At 37.7% G+C, this 15145-nt stretch carries 13 protein-coding genes and 1 riboswitch; of the genes, 5 read left to right on the top strand and 8 right to left on the bottom strand.

All coding sequences use genetic code 11. The annotated features are described in order from the left end of the window. Nucleotides 1-367: 367 nt before the first annotated feature. Nucleotides 368-1663 carry a helix-turn-helix domain-containing protein gene (locus JTI58_RS15525; protein WP_205442145.1) on the bottom strand — a complete coding sequence of 432 codons (1296 nt, stop codon included), beginning with the start codon at nt 1661-1663 and terminating at the stop codon, nt 368-370. A 135-nt stretch (nt 1664-1798) separates the two neighbouring features. Here JTI58_RS15525 and JTI58_RS15520 point away from each other — a divergent pair, with 135 nt between their 5' ends. Next, on the top strand, nt 1799-2182 hold the full coding sequence (locus tag JTI58_RS15520; RefSeq protein ID WP_205442143.1) for an NUDIX hydrolase: 384 nt from the start codon (nt 1799-1801) through the stop codon (nt 2180-2182). A 48-nt stretch (nt 2183-2230) separates the two neighbouring features. Here the strand turns inward: JTI58_RS15520 and JTI58_RS15515 are convergent, their stop codons facing one another. Together JTI58_RS15515 and glnA are read right to left on the bottom strand one after the other, a co-directional pair. Next, nucleotides 2231-2416: a hypothetical protein gene (locus tag JTI58_RS15515; protein ID WP_205442142.1), complete on the bottom strand. Its 186-nt coding sequence runs from the start codon at nt 2414-2416 to the stop codon at nt 2231-2233. Between the two features lie 88 nt (nt 2417-2504). Next, the gene (glnA, locus tag JTI58_RS15510; protein ID WP_205442140.1) at nt 2505-3839 is read right to left on the bottom strand and encodes a type I glutamate--ammonia ligase; all 1335 of its coding nucleotides are present in this window, start codon (nt 3837-3839) and stop codon (nt 2505-2507) included. Between the two features lie 585 nt (nt 3840-4424). Between glnA and JTI58_RS15505 the strand changes: the two genes are divergently transcribed. The 4 genes from JTI58_RS15505 to JTI58_RS15490 are packed head-to-tail and all read left to right on the top strand — an operon-like array spanning nt 4425 to nt 8132. Then, the gene (locus JTI58_RS15505) at nt 4425-5555 is read left to right on the top strand and encodes a SpoIIE family protein phosphatase (protein ID WP_205442139.1); all 1131 of its coding nucleotides are present in this window, start codon (nt 4425-4427) and stop codon (nt 5553-5555) included. 6 nt (nt 5556-5561) lie between these two features. Continuing rightward, on the top strand, nt 5562-5981 hold the full coding sequence (locus tag JTI58_RS15500) for an ATP-binding protein (protein WP_205442138.1): 420 nt from the start codon (nt 5562-5564) through the stop codon (nt 5979-5981). 29 nt (nt 5982-6010) lie between these two features. Beyond that, nucleotides 6011-7708, top strand: a complete 1698-nt coding sequence (locus tag JTI58_RS15495) for a methyl-accepting chemotaxis protein (RefSeq protein WP_205442137.1) — start codon at nt 6011-6013, stop codon at nt 7706-7708. A 37-nt stretch (nt 7709-7745) separates the two neighbouring features. After that, the gene (locus tag JTI58_RS15490; protein ID WP_205442135.1) at nt 7746-8132 is read left to right on the top strand and encodes an STAS domain-containing protein; all 387 of its coding nucleotides are present in this window, start codon (nt 7746-7748) and stop codon (nt 8130-8132) included. Between the two features lie 647 nt (nt 8133-8779). On the opposite strand, the gene JTI58_RS15485 is transcribed toward JTI58_RS15490, so the two are convergent. From JTI58_RS15485 to sigX, 5 genes are all read right to left on the bottom strand, one after another. Then, entirely contained in the window at nt 8780-10126 is a 1347-nt protein-coding gene (locus JTI58_RS15485) for a sodium-dependent transporter (RefSeq protein WP_243456066.1), read from the bottom strand. 243 nt (nt 10127-10369) lie between these two features. Then, nucleotides 10370-10957, bottom strand: coding sequence for an ECF transporter S component (locus tag JTI58_RS15480; protein WP_205442133.1), 588 nt, complete (start codon nt 10955-10957; stop codon nt 10370-10372). 218 nt (nt 10958-11175) lie between these two features. Beyond that, nucleotides 11176-11362: riboswitch (FMN riboswitch) on the bottom strand. A gap of 154 nt (nt 11363-11516) precedes the next feature. Beyond that, nucleotides 11517-13121: an IS1182 family transposase gene (locus tag JTI58_RS15475; RefSeq protein WP_205442132.1), complete on the bottom strand. Its 1605-nt coding sequence runs from the start codon at nt 13119-13121 to the stop codon at nt 11517-11519. Between the two features lie 163 nt (nt 13122-13284). Then, entirely contained in the window at nt 13285-14571 is a 1287-nt protein-coding gene (locus JTI58_RS15470; RefSeq protein WP_205442131.1) for an RNA polymerase subunit sigma, read from the bottom strand. After that, nucleotides 14568-15101 carry an RNA polymerase sigma factor SigX gene (sigX, locus tag JTI58_RS15465; protein WP_009370717.1) on the bottom strand — a complete coding sequence of 178 codons (534 nt, stop codon included), beginning with the start codon at nt 15099-15101 and terminating at the stop codon, nt 14568-14570. The genes JTI58_RS15470 and sigX overlap by 4 nt, the downstream gene beginning before the upstream one ends. Between the last annotated feature and the right edge of the window lie 44 nt (nt 15102-15145).

The raw sequence follows: 15145 nt of genomic DNA, 5'->3' as shown, positions 1-15145 counted from the left end.
TGCTCACTACTCTTTATGAAGAGGTGTTGTCACGCATCACTTCTCCACACTGAAAATAAGAGCTTATCCCCGTTAAGAATACAGATAATGGGCGATTTGATCGCTATGCTACTATGAAAAAAAGTAAAGACACTTTGTAGAATGGTTGATTGGAGTGGAGCCAGCGTCACTCCTAGGGGATTTAGCGTCACAGAGGAGACCCTGGAGCGAACGTTAGTGAGTGAAGCGGCTCATCGGACGCCCCCTGGAAAGGACACTGGCGGAACGGAAATCAACCCCTTACCTTGCAAAGTTGCTTTTTCTGCCGTTGACATTATCTTTTTTCAACAACATGAAAAGAGAGTCCATGTAATTATGGACTCTCTTTTTAGAATGGAGAAATTTTATAAACCTTCCGTGGACGTCCGCGTGTGTGGGGTTTTTCCTCTGCAACTACTTCAGCGAATCCTTTTTCCTCAAGGGTTGTTAATATTCGGCGTGCACTTCGAGCTGGTATTTGCATATATTTAGCTAGCTCATTAGCATTCAGCTCATCACTTGCTAATTTTTTCAATGATGACTTTAACTTATTTAATGTCATCACACTTAAGGAGGTTTCTTGACTTAAAGCCTCTAATTCTTCTGAGGTATAGGAATATGTAAGTTGTTCAGGCTTTCCAAGGGGTCCAGCGATTTTTTTATCATCGAAACAAACCATCCACGATCCCTTACCGCAGTCCTTTGCATGCAATAAAGCATTTCCAGCGTTGATTTCTGCGTCATATACTGTTTGACCAATTCCAATTCCACAAGTCATGGCCTCTTGATCTAGTTGTGTGAAATCTTCTATATCAGGCATTTGGCTAAAATTCTTCGTTATGTCCTCCATTAAGCCTCTCGTCGTGAAAATTACATAACGCCCAAATCTTGTAGATTTAATGGAACCATGGATGCTTTTTGTATATGTTAGCAAATGCTCCATAATCTTCAGTTCCATTCTAAACAACTCATCTGTAGAAAAATTATTTTTTGCGATTCCTAAAAAAGGATCAATTTCGATAATTTGCACAGCAATTTGCGTCGCCTTATAACGTAACATTTCATATGTTCTTAGCATATTCGTAATAACGGCTTCTACTGCCATTGAGGATGGGAACAGTCGATAGGTTGGAACACCTAGCTGTTGTAGCTCATGATGAATGGGATGACCTGTAATGGCCGCCTTTGTTTGGCCACTTTCCCAAAGCTTAAAATGATAGTGTACAAGCTCATTTAAGGAGATCGTCTCAGATTCCACAAATTTAGGCTTCACTTCGATTCCTGCCTCCACCAAAGCTTGCTCCCATGCATCATTATTACCAGCATCATAGCTGATTTCATTCACTTCGATTTTGTGTTCATACAATACCCTTAACACCGTTTTATATAAGGAAGATCCTTTATACATAACATAAAAAATGGGTGTCTTTAGCTGATTCCAACTTTGCACAATATCATAGGTGATTGGCCCTGTACACAGCCACATATCCATTTCTTCTTGCAATAGAGGTGTCACTTTTACATCTAAATCCGCTTCTGCGAGACATTCTATCGAGGTACATATAAACTCTGGCCAATTTTTCAAGACCGCTTCGACAAATTCAATTGAGTCTGAAGGGCCAAGAAGACCTAACCGTATTTTCAAGTACACCCCTCCTCTGTTCAATTAACATGATAATTTTATTATAGCAAAAGTATATAGAATTTTTTCGATATCCGTCTGTTTTTATTTACAATTACATACTCCATAGGTAAAAATAGATAAAAAGGGGTTTTACTTGTGAAATGGCAAGGTGCTGCCGCTATTTGTTTGAACGAAGACAATCAATTATTAATGGTTTTGCAAGGGAATAAGGATGAAGAGAAAAGATGGGCTGTTCCATCAGGTGGTAAAGAGGCAACGGAAGATTTTAGGGCTTGCTGTATTCGAGAGGTTTATGAAGAAACAGGCTATATCGTAACGATTCTTAAAGAAATTCATCATAAGCAGAATGAAATTGTGGAGGTATATTACTTTGAAACTGTCCTGGCTGGCGGACAAATGCTAATTCAAGATCCTGACGAATTAATTTATGACATCGCATGGAAATCTAAGGACGAAGTTGCCCGATTACCATTAACCTTTCCAGAAGATCGAGTCTTTCTATTATCTTTATTTATTTGAGTAAAAAAAGTCACGTCTCATCGACATGACCCCATCTTGTTAAATGTTCTAATCATTTTGCTGATAAATAATTAAAGCAGAATGGATGACTGTCTGTTCTCCAATAAAGAGCGTATTGTATTTAATATCAAGTATTAAAAAGCCTTTTAAATCTACTAAAGCCCGGTTAATATCAAGTTCAAATTGCACAATATCATTGTTTTGAATTGTCACAACTTGAGTTATTTGTGTCATTGCCCACACTCCTTTAATCTTATGATAGAGCAAAAAGAAGTTCATGTCACATAAAAAAGTTGGGGCAAAAAACAGCCCCAACATTTTTTTAGTACATCTTTAAATACTCCTCACGCTCCCAATTATGGACACGTGTGCGATATTTATTCCATTCAATCTCTTTTGCAGCTGTAAATTTATCGTAAATATGGTCACCCAGTGCATCACGAACAATGGCATCCATCTCTAATTCGATTAGCGCAAATTCCAATGAGGATGGTAAACTGTCAATCCCATTCAACTCCCGCTCCGCTGCTGTCATTTTATAAATATTACGATCTACCGCAGCTGGTGGCGTTAAATCTTTACGTATGCCATCTAGTCCAGATGCTAGAATAACAGCCATTGCTAAATACGGGTTTGCTGCTGGATCAACTGAACGCAATTCAATCCGTGTAGATAGTCCACGTGCTGCTGGAATACGAATTAGTGGTGAGCGGTTTTGAGCTGACCATGCTACATAGCAAGGTGCCTCATAGCCAGGTACTAATCGTTTATAGGAATTGACAAGTGGATTCGTGATAGCTGTAAAGCCATGCACATGCTTCATGATCCCTGCCATAAAGCTACGTGCGGTTGCACTTAATTGTAAGTCAGCATGTTCATCGTAGAAGGCGTTTTTATCACCTTCAAATAACGATAAGTTAAAATGCATTCCTGACCCATTGACCCCAAACAGTGGCTTTGGCATAAATGTTGCGTGGAGGCCATGCTGTGCAGCAATGGTTTTTACGACTAGTTTAAATGTTTGAATATTATCACATGCCTCAATGGCACTGGCATACTTAAAGTCAATTTCATGCTGGCCAGGTGCTACTTCATGATGAGAAGCTTCAATTTCAAAGCCCATTCCCTCTAACTCTAAAACGATGTCACGACGACAGTTCTCCCCCAAATCAGTTGGCGCTAAATCAAAATAGCCCCCACTATCATTTAATTCCAGTGTTGGGTGTCCCTTTTCGTCCAGCTTGAACAGGAAAAACTCAGGCTCTGGTCCTAAATTAAACGAAGTAAAGCCTAGCTCCTCCATTTCCTTTAATACACGTTTTAAATTGGAGCGTGGGTCTCCTTCAAATGGTGTACCATCTGGTCTCGCAATATCACAAATAAAGCGAGCTACTTTCCCTTTTTCAGCAGTCCAAGGAAAAATTACGAAGGTATCGATATCGGGCTTTAAATACATATCTGATTCTTCAATACGCACAAAGCCCTCGATTGAAGAGCCATCAAACATGACTTTATTATCTAACGCTTTCTCTAATTGACTGACAGGCACTTCCACATTTTTAATTGTTCCTAATATATCTGTAAATTGTAGGCGAATAAATTTCACATTTTCTTCCTTCACTCGGCGTACAATATCTTCTTTTGTATAATGTTTCATTCTTCACCACTCCAATGTAATTTTAGTTAACATAAATTTTTATGACTGTTTTTAAAATACATTAAAAATGGAGGATACGCAATATATATGTAAGGTTTTCTAACATGCATATTATCGAATATATTAATCCCTTTTTTAGATTAATTTTTTTATCACATTTCCATCTAAAATAGCGTTCTTTCATCTTTAATAAAGGACAAAATTACTACTTTCTACAAAAGGTCTTTAGTCTTATAAAAACTCTTTGTCTGTCTAATGATTGGACAGTTTATTTGCATGATTAGGAGCGAAGCGTTTACTACATCTTCATGCAGCAAATGCATATAACACAAGAACATTGCTAAAAACATAACCCTAGAACACTCTTCATGAGCTTGGATGTCAAAAACCCCACTGATTAAGTTTTACTTTATATCACAAAAGCCTTGTATAATGCCATATTTATTGGTAAATTTATAGCAAATTAGAATTTTAATTTATTCATATTATAAGTAAATACGGAGTATATATTATGGTTAGAAATCATTATGTTGGCTTCCAGGAAATATTTAGTTATAGATACATAAGGCGGTGAATTGAGTAGGCATGTCAGTATTAATCATTGGCAGCGTAAGTAATGATGTGCTGCGTCTGCAAAAATATTTTCATCGTATCGGCATCCCAAATATTCATTGCTTTTCAACAACGGAAGCAGCAATGAATTATTTAGTAGATTCATCTTTGAAAGATGAGCTAGAATTAATCGTACTCGACACTAAAATGACACTCAGAAATTGCGAGGAAATTTGTCAGCACATTCATGTACTTAAAAATTGGATAGAAGTCCCTATCCTTCTATCTACTACCTACGAAAAAACCATAACAATTGATAGGGTATTTGAAGCTGGTATTTTCGACTTTATTTTAAAACCTTTTGATTTCACTCAATTTAAGACTCGTATTCAAGTAGCCTTAAAATATCAGAGGGAAGCCACGCTTCGAAAGCAGCAGGAAAGTATGATTCAAAAAGATTTGTTTGTTGCAAAAAAATTCCAAAAGAATGCACTATCTCCCCCATTAAATCTTGAGCATATACAGGTTGATGGTCTTTATGTAACATCCAATACACTAGGAGGTGACATGTACTGCTGGTTTAAAATTAATGAACATTTAACCGCCATTCTTCTGTATGATGCAATGGGGCATGGTATCGCTGCATCACTCGTTACTATGTCTATTAGATCCTTATTAAAAGGAATGATTACGAAGTTAATTGATCCAGTAGCAGTAATTCAAGAACTTAACCGCCAAATATACGAGCTATTTTCTGATGATATGGACCGTTTTTTAATGACGGCAATCTACATACTTCTAGATACAAAAAACGGAACTTTGCACTATGTGAATGCGGCTCATCCTTCTGGTTTTTTATTTGGAAAATATGGAGAAACAGTCTTCCTCCCAGCGAATACGCCTATCCTCGGACTATTCCCTACTATTCAAATAAATAAAAAAACAATACCTTTATCAGGCTGGCACCGCATTATTCTTTATACGGATGGATTATTAACATTAAACGAGCAAAATTCAATTGATATGGACTTTTTCTACAGTTATGCTTCACAGGATAATAGCTATGCACTACAAAAGTTTTCTCAAAAATACAATTTATTTGATAATGATTACAGTGATGACATCACAGTCGTTTCAATAACAATTACATTAAAGGGTAGGTGATTGAAGATGGAATTCACACTCAATGTAAATCCTGATACACAAGCTATAGCCTTTATTGATCAAGTAATGGAGAATTATACAGAGTTATATAATCTACCTTATAAACGAGAATTACGATTTGTTGTACATGAATTAGTCATCAATGCCGTAGAGGCTATGGGGAAAATTGACACACCCTCTCAAAAGGAGATCCAAATACATGTAACGCAATCATACGAAGAAATAAAAATAACAGTCACTGATGAAGCAAAAGGTATTGCCGAAAATGACTGGGACAAAGTTCTTCAATTCGATTTAGACGAACTTGATTATTCTGATCGTGGACGCGGTTTATTTTTTGTCAAAAATATGGTCGACCATATTTGGTTTGAAAATATTTCAGAAACAAAATTTTTAGTTGGTATTTCAAAAAAGATTCATATATAAAGTAAACGTAAAATTGGGGGCGTGTTTTAATGAAGTTATCTATACGAAAAAAAATGAATCTGCTTATATTTGGTTGTATTATCTTACTTACTTCCCTTTTAGCAGGAGTCAATTTTTTTGTTGCCAAGAACAATCTATTAGAAAGTGCTGATACAAAGCTTCTATCAGATATACAGGTAAGCTATGAATATTTAGACGCTAAATATCCTGGAGAATGGTCCATTAAAAACAACCAACTCTATAAGGGCGATATCAATATGGTAGAAAATTTTGAGGCAGCTGATAAAGTTGGAGAACTCACAAACGGGAATGCTGTATCCATCTTTCAAAATGATACTCGTATAAGTACCAATATAGTAGATAACGGTCAACGCGCTTTAAATACAAAAGTTTCTGACGAGGTTGCTACTGTTGTGCTAGGAGAAAAAAAGCGCTTTATCGGTTCTGCAAATGTCTTAGGAAGTTTGCATCAAGCAGCCTATGATCCTATAGTAAATAGCCAAGGGGAGGTTATCGGCGTATGGGCAACCGCTGTCCCTACCGCTCCTTATATAAGCATTGCCACAAAATCAGCACTGGAGAATGTAGCCATTTCCTTAGTGATTGCCATTGTGATGATTGGAGGAATTAGTTGGTTCTTACAAAAACAAATTGTTAATCCGATTAATATTCTGAGTACAAATGCCAAGGAGCTAGCAGAACTAAACTTAAATGTTAAACTGTTAAACCCGAAAGGCAAAGATGAAATCGCTGAATTAGCACGCGCATTTAGTAGTATGAAAAATCATTTAACAGAGACGATAATGATTGTGGCTGGTAGTGCACATCAAATCGCAAAGTCATCACACACTTTAGCAGAATCATCCCATCAAACAAGTGAAGCATCTAACCAAATCGCATTGACAATGAATGAAATTGCTGTTGGTACTACGACTCAATCCGACCAGGCTGAACGAATCGTTTCCATGATGCAAAAAACGATCGAGGAAGTATCAAAGAGCTTACAAAAGGCCGAAATCACTTTAAATAGCGCTATTGAATCAACTCATATCGCACGCAAAGGAGAAGAAGCCATCAATGAAGCGATTATGCATTTAGGTGATGTGACGAAAACTGTGTCTTATGCAACTGATTCTATCCAGAAGTTAGGCAAGCGCTCTGAAGAAATTGGTGGTATTATTACCGTTATCACAGGCATTGCTGAGCAAACGAATCTGTTAGCACTCAATGCAGCCATCGAGGCAGCACGAGCAGGCGATCAAGGAAAAGGCTTTGCTGTCGTTGCATCAGAGGTTCGTCAGCTAGCAGAACAGTCAAGTTTAGCAGCTGGACAAATTACAAATCTCATTAATGATATCCAAGCTGAAACTTCTGTGACGGTAAGGACGATGGAAAGCAATCTATTGGCGGTCGAGGAGCAAGTAACAATCATTAATAAAGGTGGAAGTGCCTTAAAAGAAATCGTGGAGAAAGTTGTCGAAACAGAAGAAGGTGTCGAACAAATGAAAGTTGCATTTACACATGTTAACGACAACTCCTTAGGTGTGCAACAAGCTATCCAAGATATTTCACGTATTATCGAGGACGCTGCAGCAGCTACAGAGGAGATTGCCGCGACTTCTGAAGAGCAATATGCGACAGTTGCAGAAATTACACAAAGTTCGGATGAGCTATCATCAATTGCTGATAATTTACAAAATGAAGTTAATAAATTTAAGTTTGAATAAATCCCAAACAAGTAAAGAAAAATGGAGGCGCTATAGGATGAATCAGAAGAACATTGCAATGAATATTGACACAAAGGCTGATTATATTGTGATTGCGTTTACTGGCGATTTAGAATACGGGATAATTGAAGATATAAAGTCAGAGCTGCAAACACTTAGCTTGGACACAAAACACGGATACATTATCGATATGCAAAAGGTTACAAATATCGATAGCACCGGATTCGGTATGATCGTTAATTTCGCTAAGAAGGTGTCTGTAAAAGATAAAAAAATTGCCATTATTGTCGTCGATGATTTCATTCGCAACTTATTCGCTATTTCACAGGTTGATAAAGTATTCCCTATTGCCAAAAGCGAAGAACAAGCAAAGAAAATTATTAAAGAAGATTGGCTAGGAGAGCTATCACTTAACGAATATTAATTCTTGTCATACTAAAAAAAGTGTATTCCTATTAGACGGAATACACCTTTCATGTTGTTGAAAAAAGATCATGTCACTAGCAGAAAAAGATCTTTTAGCAAGGCGAGGGGTTGATTTCCGTTCCGCCAGCGTCCTTTCCAGGGGGCGTCCGATGAGCCGCTTCACTCACTTCCGTTCGCTCCAGGGTCTCATCTGTGACGCTAAATCCCCTAGGAGTGACGCTGGCTCCACTCCAATCAACCATGCTGCAAAATGTCTTTACTTTTTTTCATACTAGCATAGCAATCAAATAGCCCAATAACTGTATTCTTAGGGGGATAGGCCCTTTATTTTCAATGTGGAGAAGTGATGCGTGACAACACTCCTCCATAAAGAGTAGTGAACATCTTCATTTTATTTGGAAATCTTTGCTAAAAAAATTAAATATTTATGGGTTGGAGTGGAGGGCTACTTGACTCCCGTGGGATAGCGAGACAGGCGAAACCCTGCACGGAGCGGTAGCGGAGGAAGCGATTCGGCGCTCGCCCACAGGAAAGCAAGTAGCCTGCAACGGAAACCATTTTCACCTTTCACAAAAATTCTATTGATGGTTTTGTTTTTCAACACTATGAAAGGTGTATTCCTATTAGATGGAATACACCTTTTCTTTAATATTGCAGTAGCATATTAACAAACACGACAAGAATGATGATCGGTACGACAACTAACATTAACATACGATATGATGAATAATAGCCTTGTCCCATTTGACTACCCATTAACAATTCTCTTTTCACAAATTCTTTATCCACTACATGGGCAATAAAGATAGCAATGAATAAATTTCCTAATGGAAGCATGATGTTTGACACTAGAAAATCGGTTGCATCAAAAATACTTTTCTCAAAAATCGTTATATCCGATAAAACACTAGAAGAAAGTGCTGCTGGAATAGCTGCAATAAATACGACTATACCAAGTAAAAGTGTCCACATTGGACGTGATTTCTGACTATGTTCCATAAATGCCGCGACAATAATTTCATATAAACTAAATGATGACGTTAATGTGGCAAATAAAAATAGTAATAAAAACATCGCTAAAAATACTTCACCGAATGGCATTTGACTGAAAGCTGTTGGTAGCACCATAAATAGCAAGCCTGGACCCGCTGCTGGCTCTAAATCAAAGGCGAACACAACAGGGAAAATCGCTAATCCTGCTAAAAATGAGACTAGCACAGTTAACAGCACAACAGAACCTGCTGAATTTGGCAGACTTACATCTTTTTTTAGATAAGAACTATATGTAACAAGACAAGAGAATCCCACTGCTAACCCAAAGAACGATTGCCCCAGCGCTTCTAATAATGCCTTTCCAGTAATATTCGAGAAATCAGGCCATAAGAAGAATTTTACGCCCTCCATTGCCCCATCCAATGTAACAGCACGCACAACAAGGACAATGAACATTATAAAGAGTAGCGGCATCATCCATTTATTGGCCTTTTCAATCCCATTTTGTACACCTAACGAAATCACAAGTACATTGGCTAATGTAAACAACACTAAACCAACTAGCGTAATCCAAGGCGTACCTATAATTTTTCCAAATAGCTCAGCTGGATCTACTGCTGGATCGATTACAGCGCCAGCAACACCGAGCCCGCTATAAATAAAGATCCAACCTCCAACTACACTATAAAAAGTTAATAATAAAAAACAACCTAGTACACCCATTCGACCAATCCAAGCCCAGCCTGACTTTGTCGGAGCAATTTTTTTATATGCCGTTACAGCCTCTGATTGTGTACCACGTCCCAAAACATACTCGGACAATAGCATTGGTAACCCTATTAACAAGGTAAATAACACAAAGATTAGGAAAAACGCTCCTCCACCACTTTGTCCCGTTACATAGGGTAGTTTCCAAATTGCCCCTAGTCCAATTGCAGCACCTGCTGATGCTAAAATAAATCCTAATTTACTAGACCACTGTCCCTTTTGTTCACTCATCTCTTCAAACTCCTCAAACATTCTAAACTCTTCCCTATTTTACATGAAAATATAGCTTTCGACTAGGTCATAATGATAAAGTACTAGATAGCTAGAACACTCCATTACTTTTTTCTATGTTTATCCGTTAGTTTTGCCTTTCTATCCGTTCTTTTTAGTAATTTATCCGTTACATCCTTAAACCCTATCCATCATTCCTTCAACAAAAAAACCTCGGGTATATTCACCCGAGGTTAGCGTATATTATTTTGATATATAGATAGAACGTTGACGGTCGATCCATTTGCGCATTGTTGTAAATAAAAACGCCATAATAGCCGTTAATAAAATACCTTTCACAATGTTAAATGGTAAAATCCCAGCGACAATCATTTTATAAAGTGAGTCACCTACAACAGGTTCCATTCCTAAGAAGTATGTGTACATTGGTAAAAATACTACATAGTTTAAAATACTCATGCCTACTGCCATAACGACTGTACCTGTTGCTAAACCTCCAACAAGACCAGCAATTGTTTTAAATCGATTAAAAATAAAGCTTACTGGTAAAATAAATAAAATACCTGTTGTAAAGTTAGCAATATGACCTACTGGCACACCTGTTGGCGTTCCTGAGAAAATCCAATCCAATACATTTTTAAATAACTCTACTAAAATACCAGCTACAGGCCCCATTGTGATGGCTGCTATTAATGCAGGCATATCACTAAAGTCCACTTCCAAAAATGCTGGGAACGGCGGAATTGGGAAATTAAAAAGCATTAATAAAAACGAAATACTGCTCAGCATACCAATCGTAATAAACGATTGAAGTTTAACATTCTTCTTCATAGAAAACTCTCTCCTCTTTGCTGATTCAATCTCGCAAGAAGAAAGGTGACGATCTTTCAATTGTTAGCATGAAAAAACCCTTATGCATGAAAAAGCACAAGGGAGAAAGGCATGACGAATAAGCGTCAATATAAACTATTTTTTGAGCACTGTTTAAAAAGCCCTACAAAAAAGCGCTCGGCTATAGTTCACTTCATAACAATGAATGACGATCGTACCTCCATCTTCTCCCATCCAGACTTTAACTGTCGGCCTTGGAATCACACCAAGTCAGCCATGCAAATAAATTTGCACAGGTCGCGGGCTGAAGAGTGTAGCATAAACCATTCGAGTTAATGAAAAACATTAACGGTTTACCACTCTATTACCGCCGGTCGGGATTTTCACCCTGCCCCGAAGATGAATCATATTATTTTATACTACAACCTTACTATAATTAATTATCAAGAAAAAGTAAATAGTTCTGCTTAAAAAAATCCGATTAGATTTGTATGTATTATAAAAATGAGGCTGGGACATAACTAGCCTCAATTAGTGAGAAATCCTAATTTGAATGAATTCAAATTAGGATTTCTCTATTTTTTATGTTGTCTCCATACCTAATGGCTGTGAATTTTCTTAAATTCACAGCCATTAATGCCAGACCTATTTCATTTTTAACCTTCGATTTTCCTCGAACAGAAAATCGAGTGAAACGCAAATTAGCTTTCAAGAATCCAAAAACTGGTTCCACGTCAATTTTGCGTTGACGATAAATGGTACTCGTTTTTTCTTCTGAAAGCTTTGTTCTTACATATTCTTTTTGCTGTTCCCACTTCTCATTCACTATTAACTTACGATTATTTCCTTCTTTTGCTTTTGTACATAATGAACGGAATGGGCATTCGGAACAGTCTTCACATTCGTATACCTTAAACTCGCGCGTGAAATCATATTGATCCGTTTTCGTGGTACGATATTTAAATACAAGCTGTTGTTGGTTCGGGCATGTGTATTGATCATTTTCTTCATCATAATCCCAGTATGCTGTATTGAATTCGTTTTGTTTATACTTTTTCTTTTGTTCTTTTAAATACAAGTTATACGTAATTAAGGCTTCTCGTTTACGATTCGAAAGGATATCATCATAATTTTGTTCGCTACCATATCCAGCATCTGCGACAACGTGTTTTGGTAGTTCAAAATAATGTTGTTCGATTTCATCTAAAAACGGGATTAAGGTACGTGTATCCGTTGGGTTCGAATAGATACTATAGGCAAGCACATATTGACCTTCTGTTGCGACTTGGATGTTATAACCTGCTTTCAATTGACCATTTTTCATATAGTCATCCTTCATTCGCATAAATGTGGCATCTGAGTCCGTCTTGGAATAACTATTTCGCATGCCAAAGATTTCAAAGTCTTTTTGATATTTTAGTTTACGTACAATATAGTCGATTAATTGTTTGCGTGCTTGCTTTGGGAATTTCCGTTCGGCTCTTAAAGCTTTTCGCGCAGCTACATCCGATGAATCCTCTATTTTTTGATCATACGCGGAAATCACTTCGTCTACTTTTTCTACCATCTGGGCGAGCTCTTCTACTGCTAATTCTTCTACATTTTCTCGTTCAATTTCTGGTATGATTTCTTTCTCGAGTAGCTCATCGTATAACTGGTTTGATTTTTCAATTAATCCGTTATGATATTTCTCGATGGATTTTTTCCACACGAAAGTAAATTTGTTCGCATTGGCTTCGATCTTTGTTCCATCAATAAAAATAGCTTCCTGATCAATTAATTCTTCTTGGACCAACTGGCAACGGAATTGGACGAAACATTGGCGGATCAACTCTTTCATTTCTGGTTGAACACGAAAACGGTTGATCGTGCGGTAGCTTGGTTCATACCCTTGAGCTAGCCACATCATCCGAAGACTATCTTTTAATAGGGCTTCAATTTTACGCCCTGAGAAGACAGATTGTGTATAAGCACATAAGATAATTTTAAGCATCATGCGTGGATGGTAGGCGGGACAGCCTTCATTTCGAAGGAATGGTTCAAACGCTTCAGGCGAGATACTTTCAACTAGATGGTGGACATGGAAGGCAATATCATTTTTTTGTAATGTTACTTCTAAATCTAAAGGCAAAACTAATTGATTCATGTTATAATTTTTAAACATAAGGATCCTTCTTTCTGTATAATTTTGTTGTGGTGACTTAATTTTATCAGAAGTGATCCTTATTTTTTTATGAAAAAATTTAAAGCCTGTGAAATTTTACTGATCGTAAAATTTCACAGGCTTTTTAATTTAGAGGTGGGTTTTGTCCCAGCCTCATTTTTGACTAAGGCATATATTGTTTATTTGGCCCCACAGGCTTTGGCAAATACGTTTTCAAATCGAATCCTTCCCAGCTTTCTTGGACCACATTATCTAAGCGTAATTGTTGGCCAAAGCCAGCAGCAGTTAACATCATGGCCTCAATCAATTGCGTGGCGCGGATTGGCTCCATCGATGCTAAATCTAAGGGGATATCAAATGTAACGACGACACCTTCCGCTTCCTCTTTCACGGTATAAGTCACATTTTCAGGAACAACTGTTACATAAACATCATCATTTTTGTTTTTCATGAGTGTAAGTGCCTCTGTAACATTTGCAAATGTTTGACGGAAATCTGGTGACAGATATTCCGCACCATTACCATCTTGGTATAAATAATAATTAAAATGTTTGGCGTTTGTTAATGACATAGCTTGGCTTGGCTCGCCCTCTTGAGAAAACTCATAAGGTGTGCCATCTTCATTTTGAATCTCCACTTCCGTATATTCAGAATCTGAGAATGTATCTTCCAAAGTTCCTTTATACTCATTGACGGTAGCTGAAGCAACATCATAGTCATTGTCCTTTGGTAAAACGTGGACAAGCTTGTCTTCCTTCTCCTTCAGTTCACCTTTAAAAGGATGATAATCTGTAAACCTTTTGGCTTCTTCATCAATTTGAGGAGCGTATTTCTCATACATCTGTAGAGTAGAAGGTTTTTCTGTTCCAAAATCAGTTGCTACACGCTCATTTGGTATCACATATGTCATTGGCACACTTTCCGCATCACGTCCTGCTAAACCAATACGGAAAACGACAGCATCTTTCACATCTTCCTCATAGACAGATGACCGTAAAGATAACATGCGCTCATGCTCCGATACAATACTGGATTGAAGCGCTTCATCCTGCGTAGCAGCGTCTTTAGCAGAACGATCTTCCTGTAAAGTAGCGTAATTAGCCGTTTCTGGAGTACTAGCTAGATCTTTTTGGCTAGCGTCATTATTCATGAACATGGAGCCAACGAGTACCGTTAGCGCGAAAACTGCTGCTACACTCGTAAAAATCGGCATTTTTCGGAACTTAAATCGTGATGGACGTTCATCTTGGATCGAAGGTTTACTTTCTTGTTGTGCTTCTTCATTCTCTATAGGTTGTTGTATTGCTTCTTGAAGGTGACTATTATCCTGCAAGCGAGCATCTGCCATTAACCGATTTAATATTTCTTCTTTTGAACGGTGGTCAGAAAGCTTAGGGGCATTGTTCAATACATATTCAAGCTGTTCATCATCAAATGGCTTATGCGTCATTGCCGTTTCGCCTCCTGTTCTCTAATCGGCTGTAGCTGTTGCCTTAAAAATTTAATGGCTCGATGCTGGGTCGTTTTTACCTTAGCTTCTGTCCAATCTAGTATTTGCGCTGTTTCTGCGATCGATAAATCCTGAAAATAGCGCATTATAATGACCATTTTTTGGTCGCCTGTACAGTTTTCAAGTGCTGATTCTACCTGCATAAATTCATCACTGGCCTGTAGCATATCTTCCGGTGATGGTGTGGTTGAATGGAGCTGTTCCGTTTCCCAGTCAAAGAAATCATGTGAATGCTTTTGGCGTACAGCTTGCTTTCTAAAATGATCAATCGCTACATTTTTGGCAATAGCAAATAGCCATGTTTTCTCACTACTATTCCCTGCAAATTGATCATATGAGCGCAACACTCGTACATAAACTTCATGTGCTAAATCTTCGGCAAGTGTACGGTTTTTTACTAAATATATTAAAAACTGAAACACGTCTTGGTGATATGCATCGTATAGTCGATGGAACACGGAGTCATTCAAAGCACTCCACCCCCGTTCTATAATATTTGTCGTCTTACATTCAT

Origin of the sequence: Lysinibacillus fusiformis (genome assembly GCF_016925635.1) — a bacterium.
In the GTDB taxonomy this organism is placed as follows: Bacteria; Bacillota; Bacilli; order Bacillales_A; family Planococcaceae; genus Lysinibacillus; species Lysinibacillus fusiformis_F.
This window is presented reverse-complemented; position numbering and strand designations above follow the sequence as displayed.

What these genes read in the sequence shown, in the direction of transcription:
- JTI58_RS15470 (WP_205442131.1), bottom strand. Translation starts at nt 14,571, where the DNA reads ATGACGCATAAGCCATTTGATGATGAACAGCTTGAATATGTATTGAAC.
- JTI58_RS15475 (WP_205442132.1), bottom strand. Translation starts at nt 13,121, where the DNA reads ATGTTTAAAAATTATAACATGAATCAATTAGTTTTGCCTTTAGATTTA.
- JTI58_RS15515 (WP_205442142.1), bottom strand. Translation starts at nt 2,416, where the DNA reads ATGACACAAATAACTCAAGTTGTGACAATTCAAAACAATGATATTGTG.
- JTI58_RS15480 (WP_205442133.1), bottom strand. Translation starts at nt 10,957, where the DNA reads ATGAAGAAGAATGTTAAACTTCAATCGTTTATTACGATTGGTATGCTG.
- JTI58_RS15490 (WP_205442135.1), top strand. Translation starts at nt 7,746, where the DNA reads ATGAATCAGAAGAACATTGCAATGAATATTGACACAAAGGCTGATTAT.
- JTI58_RS15500 (WP_205442138.1), top strand. Translation starts at nt 5,562, where the DNA reads ATGGAATTCACACTCAATGTAAATCCTGATACACAAGCTATAGCCTTT.
- JTI58_RS15495 (WP_205442137.1), top strand. Translation starts at nt 6,011, where the DNA reads ATGAAGTTATCTATACGAAAAAAAATGAATCTGCTTATATTTGGTTGT.
- JTI58_RS15485 (WP_243456066.1), bottom strand. Translation starts at nt 10,126, where the DNA reads ATGAGTGAACAAAAGGGACAGTGGTCTAGTAAATTAGGATTTATTTTA.
- glnA (WP_205442140.1), bottom strand. Translation starts at nt 3,839, where the DNA reads ATGAAACATTATACAAAAGAAGATATTGTACGCCGAGTGAAGGAAGAA.
- JTI58_RS15505 (WP_205442139.1), top strand. Translation starts at nt 4,425, where the DNA reads ATGTCAGTATTAATCATTGGCAGCGTAAGTAATGATGTGCTGCGTCTG.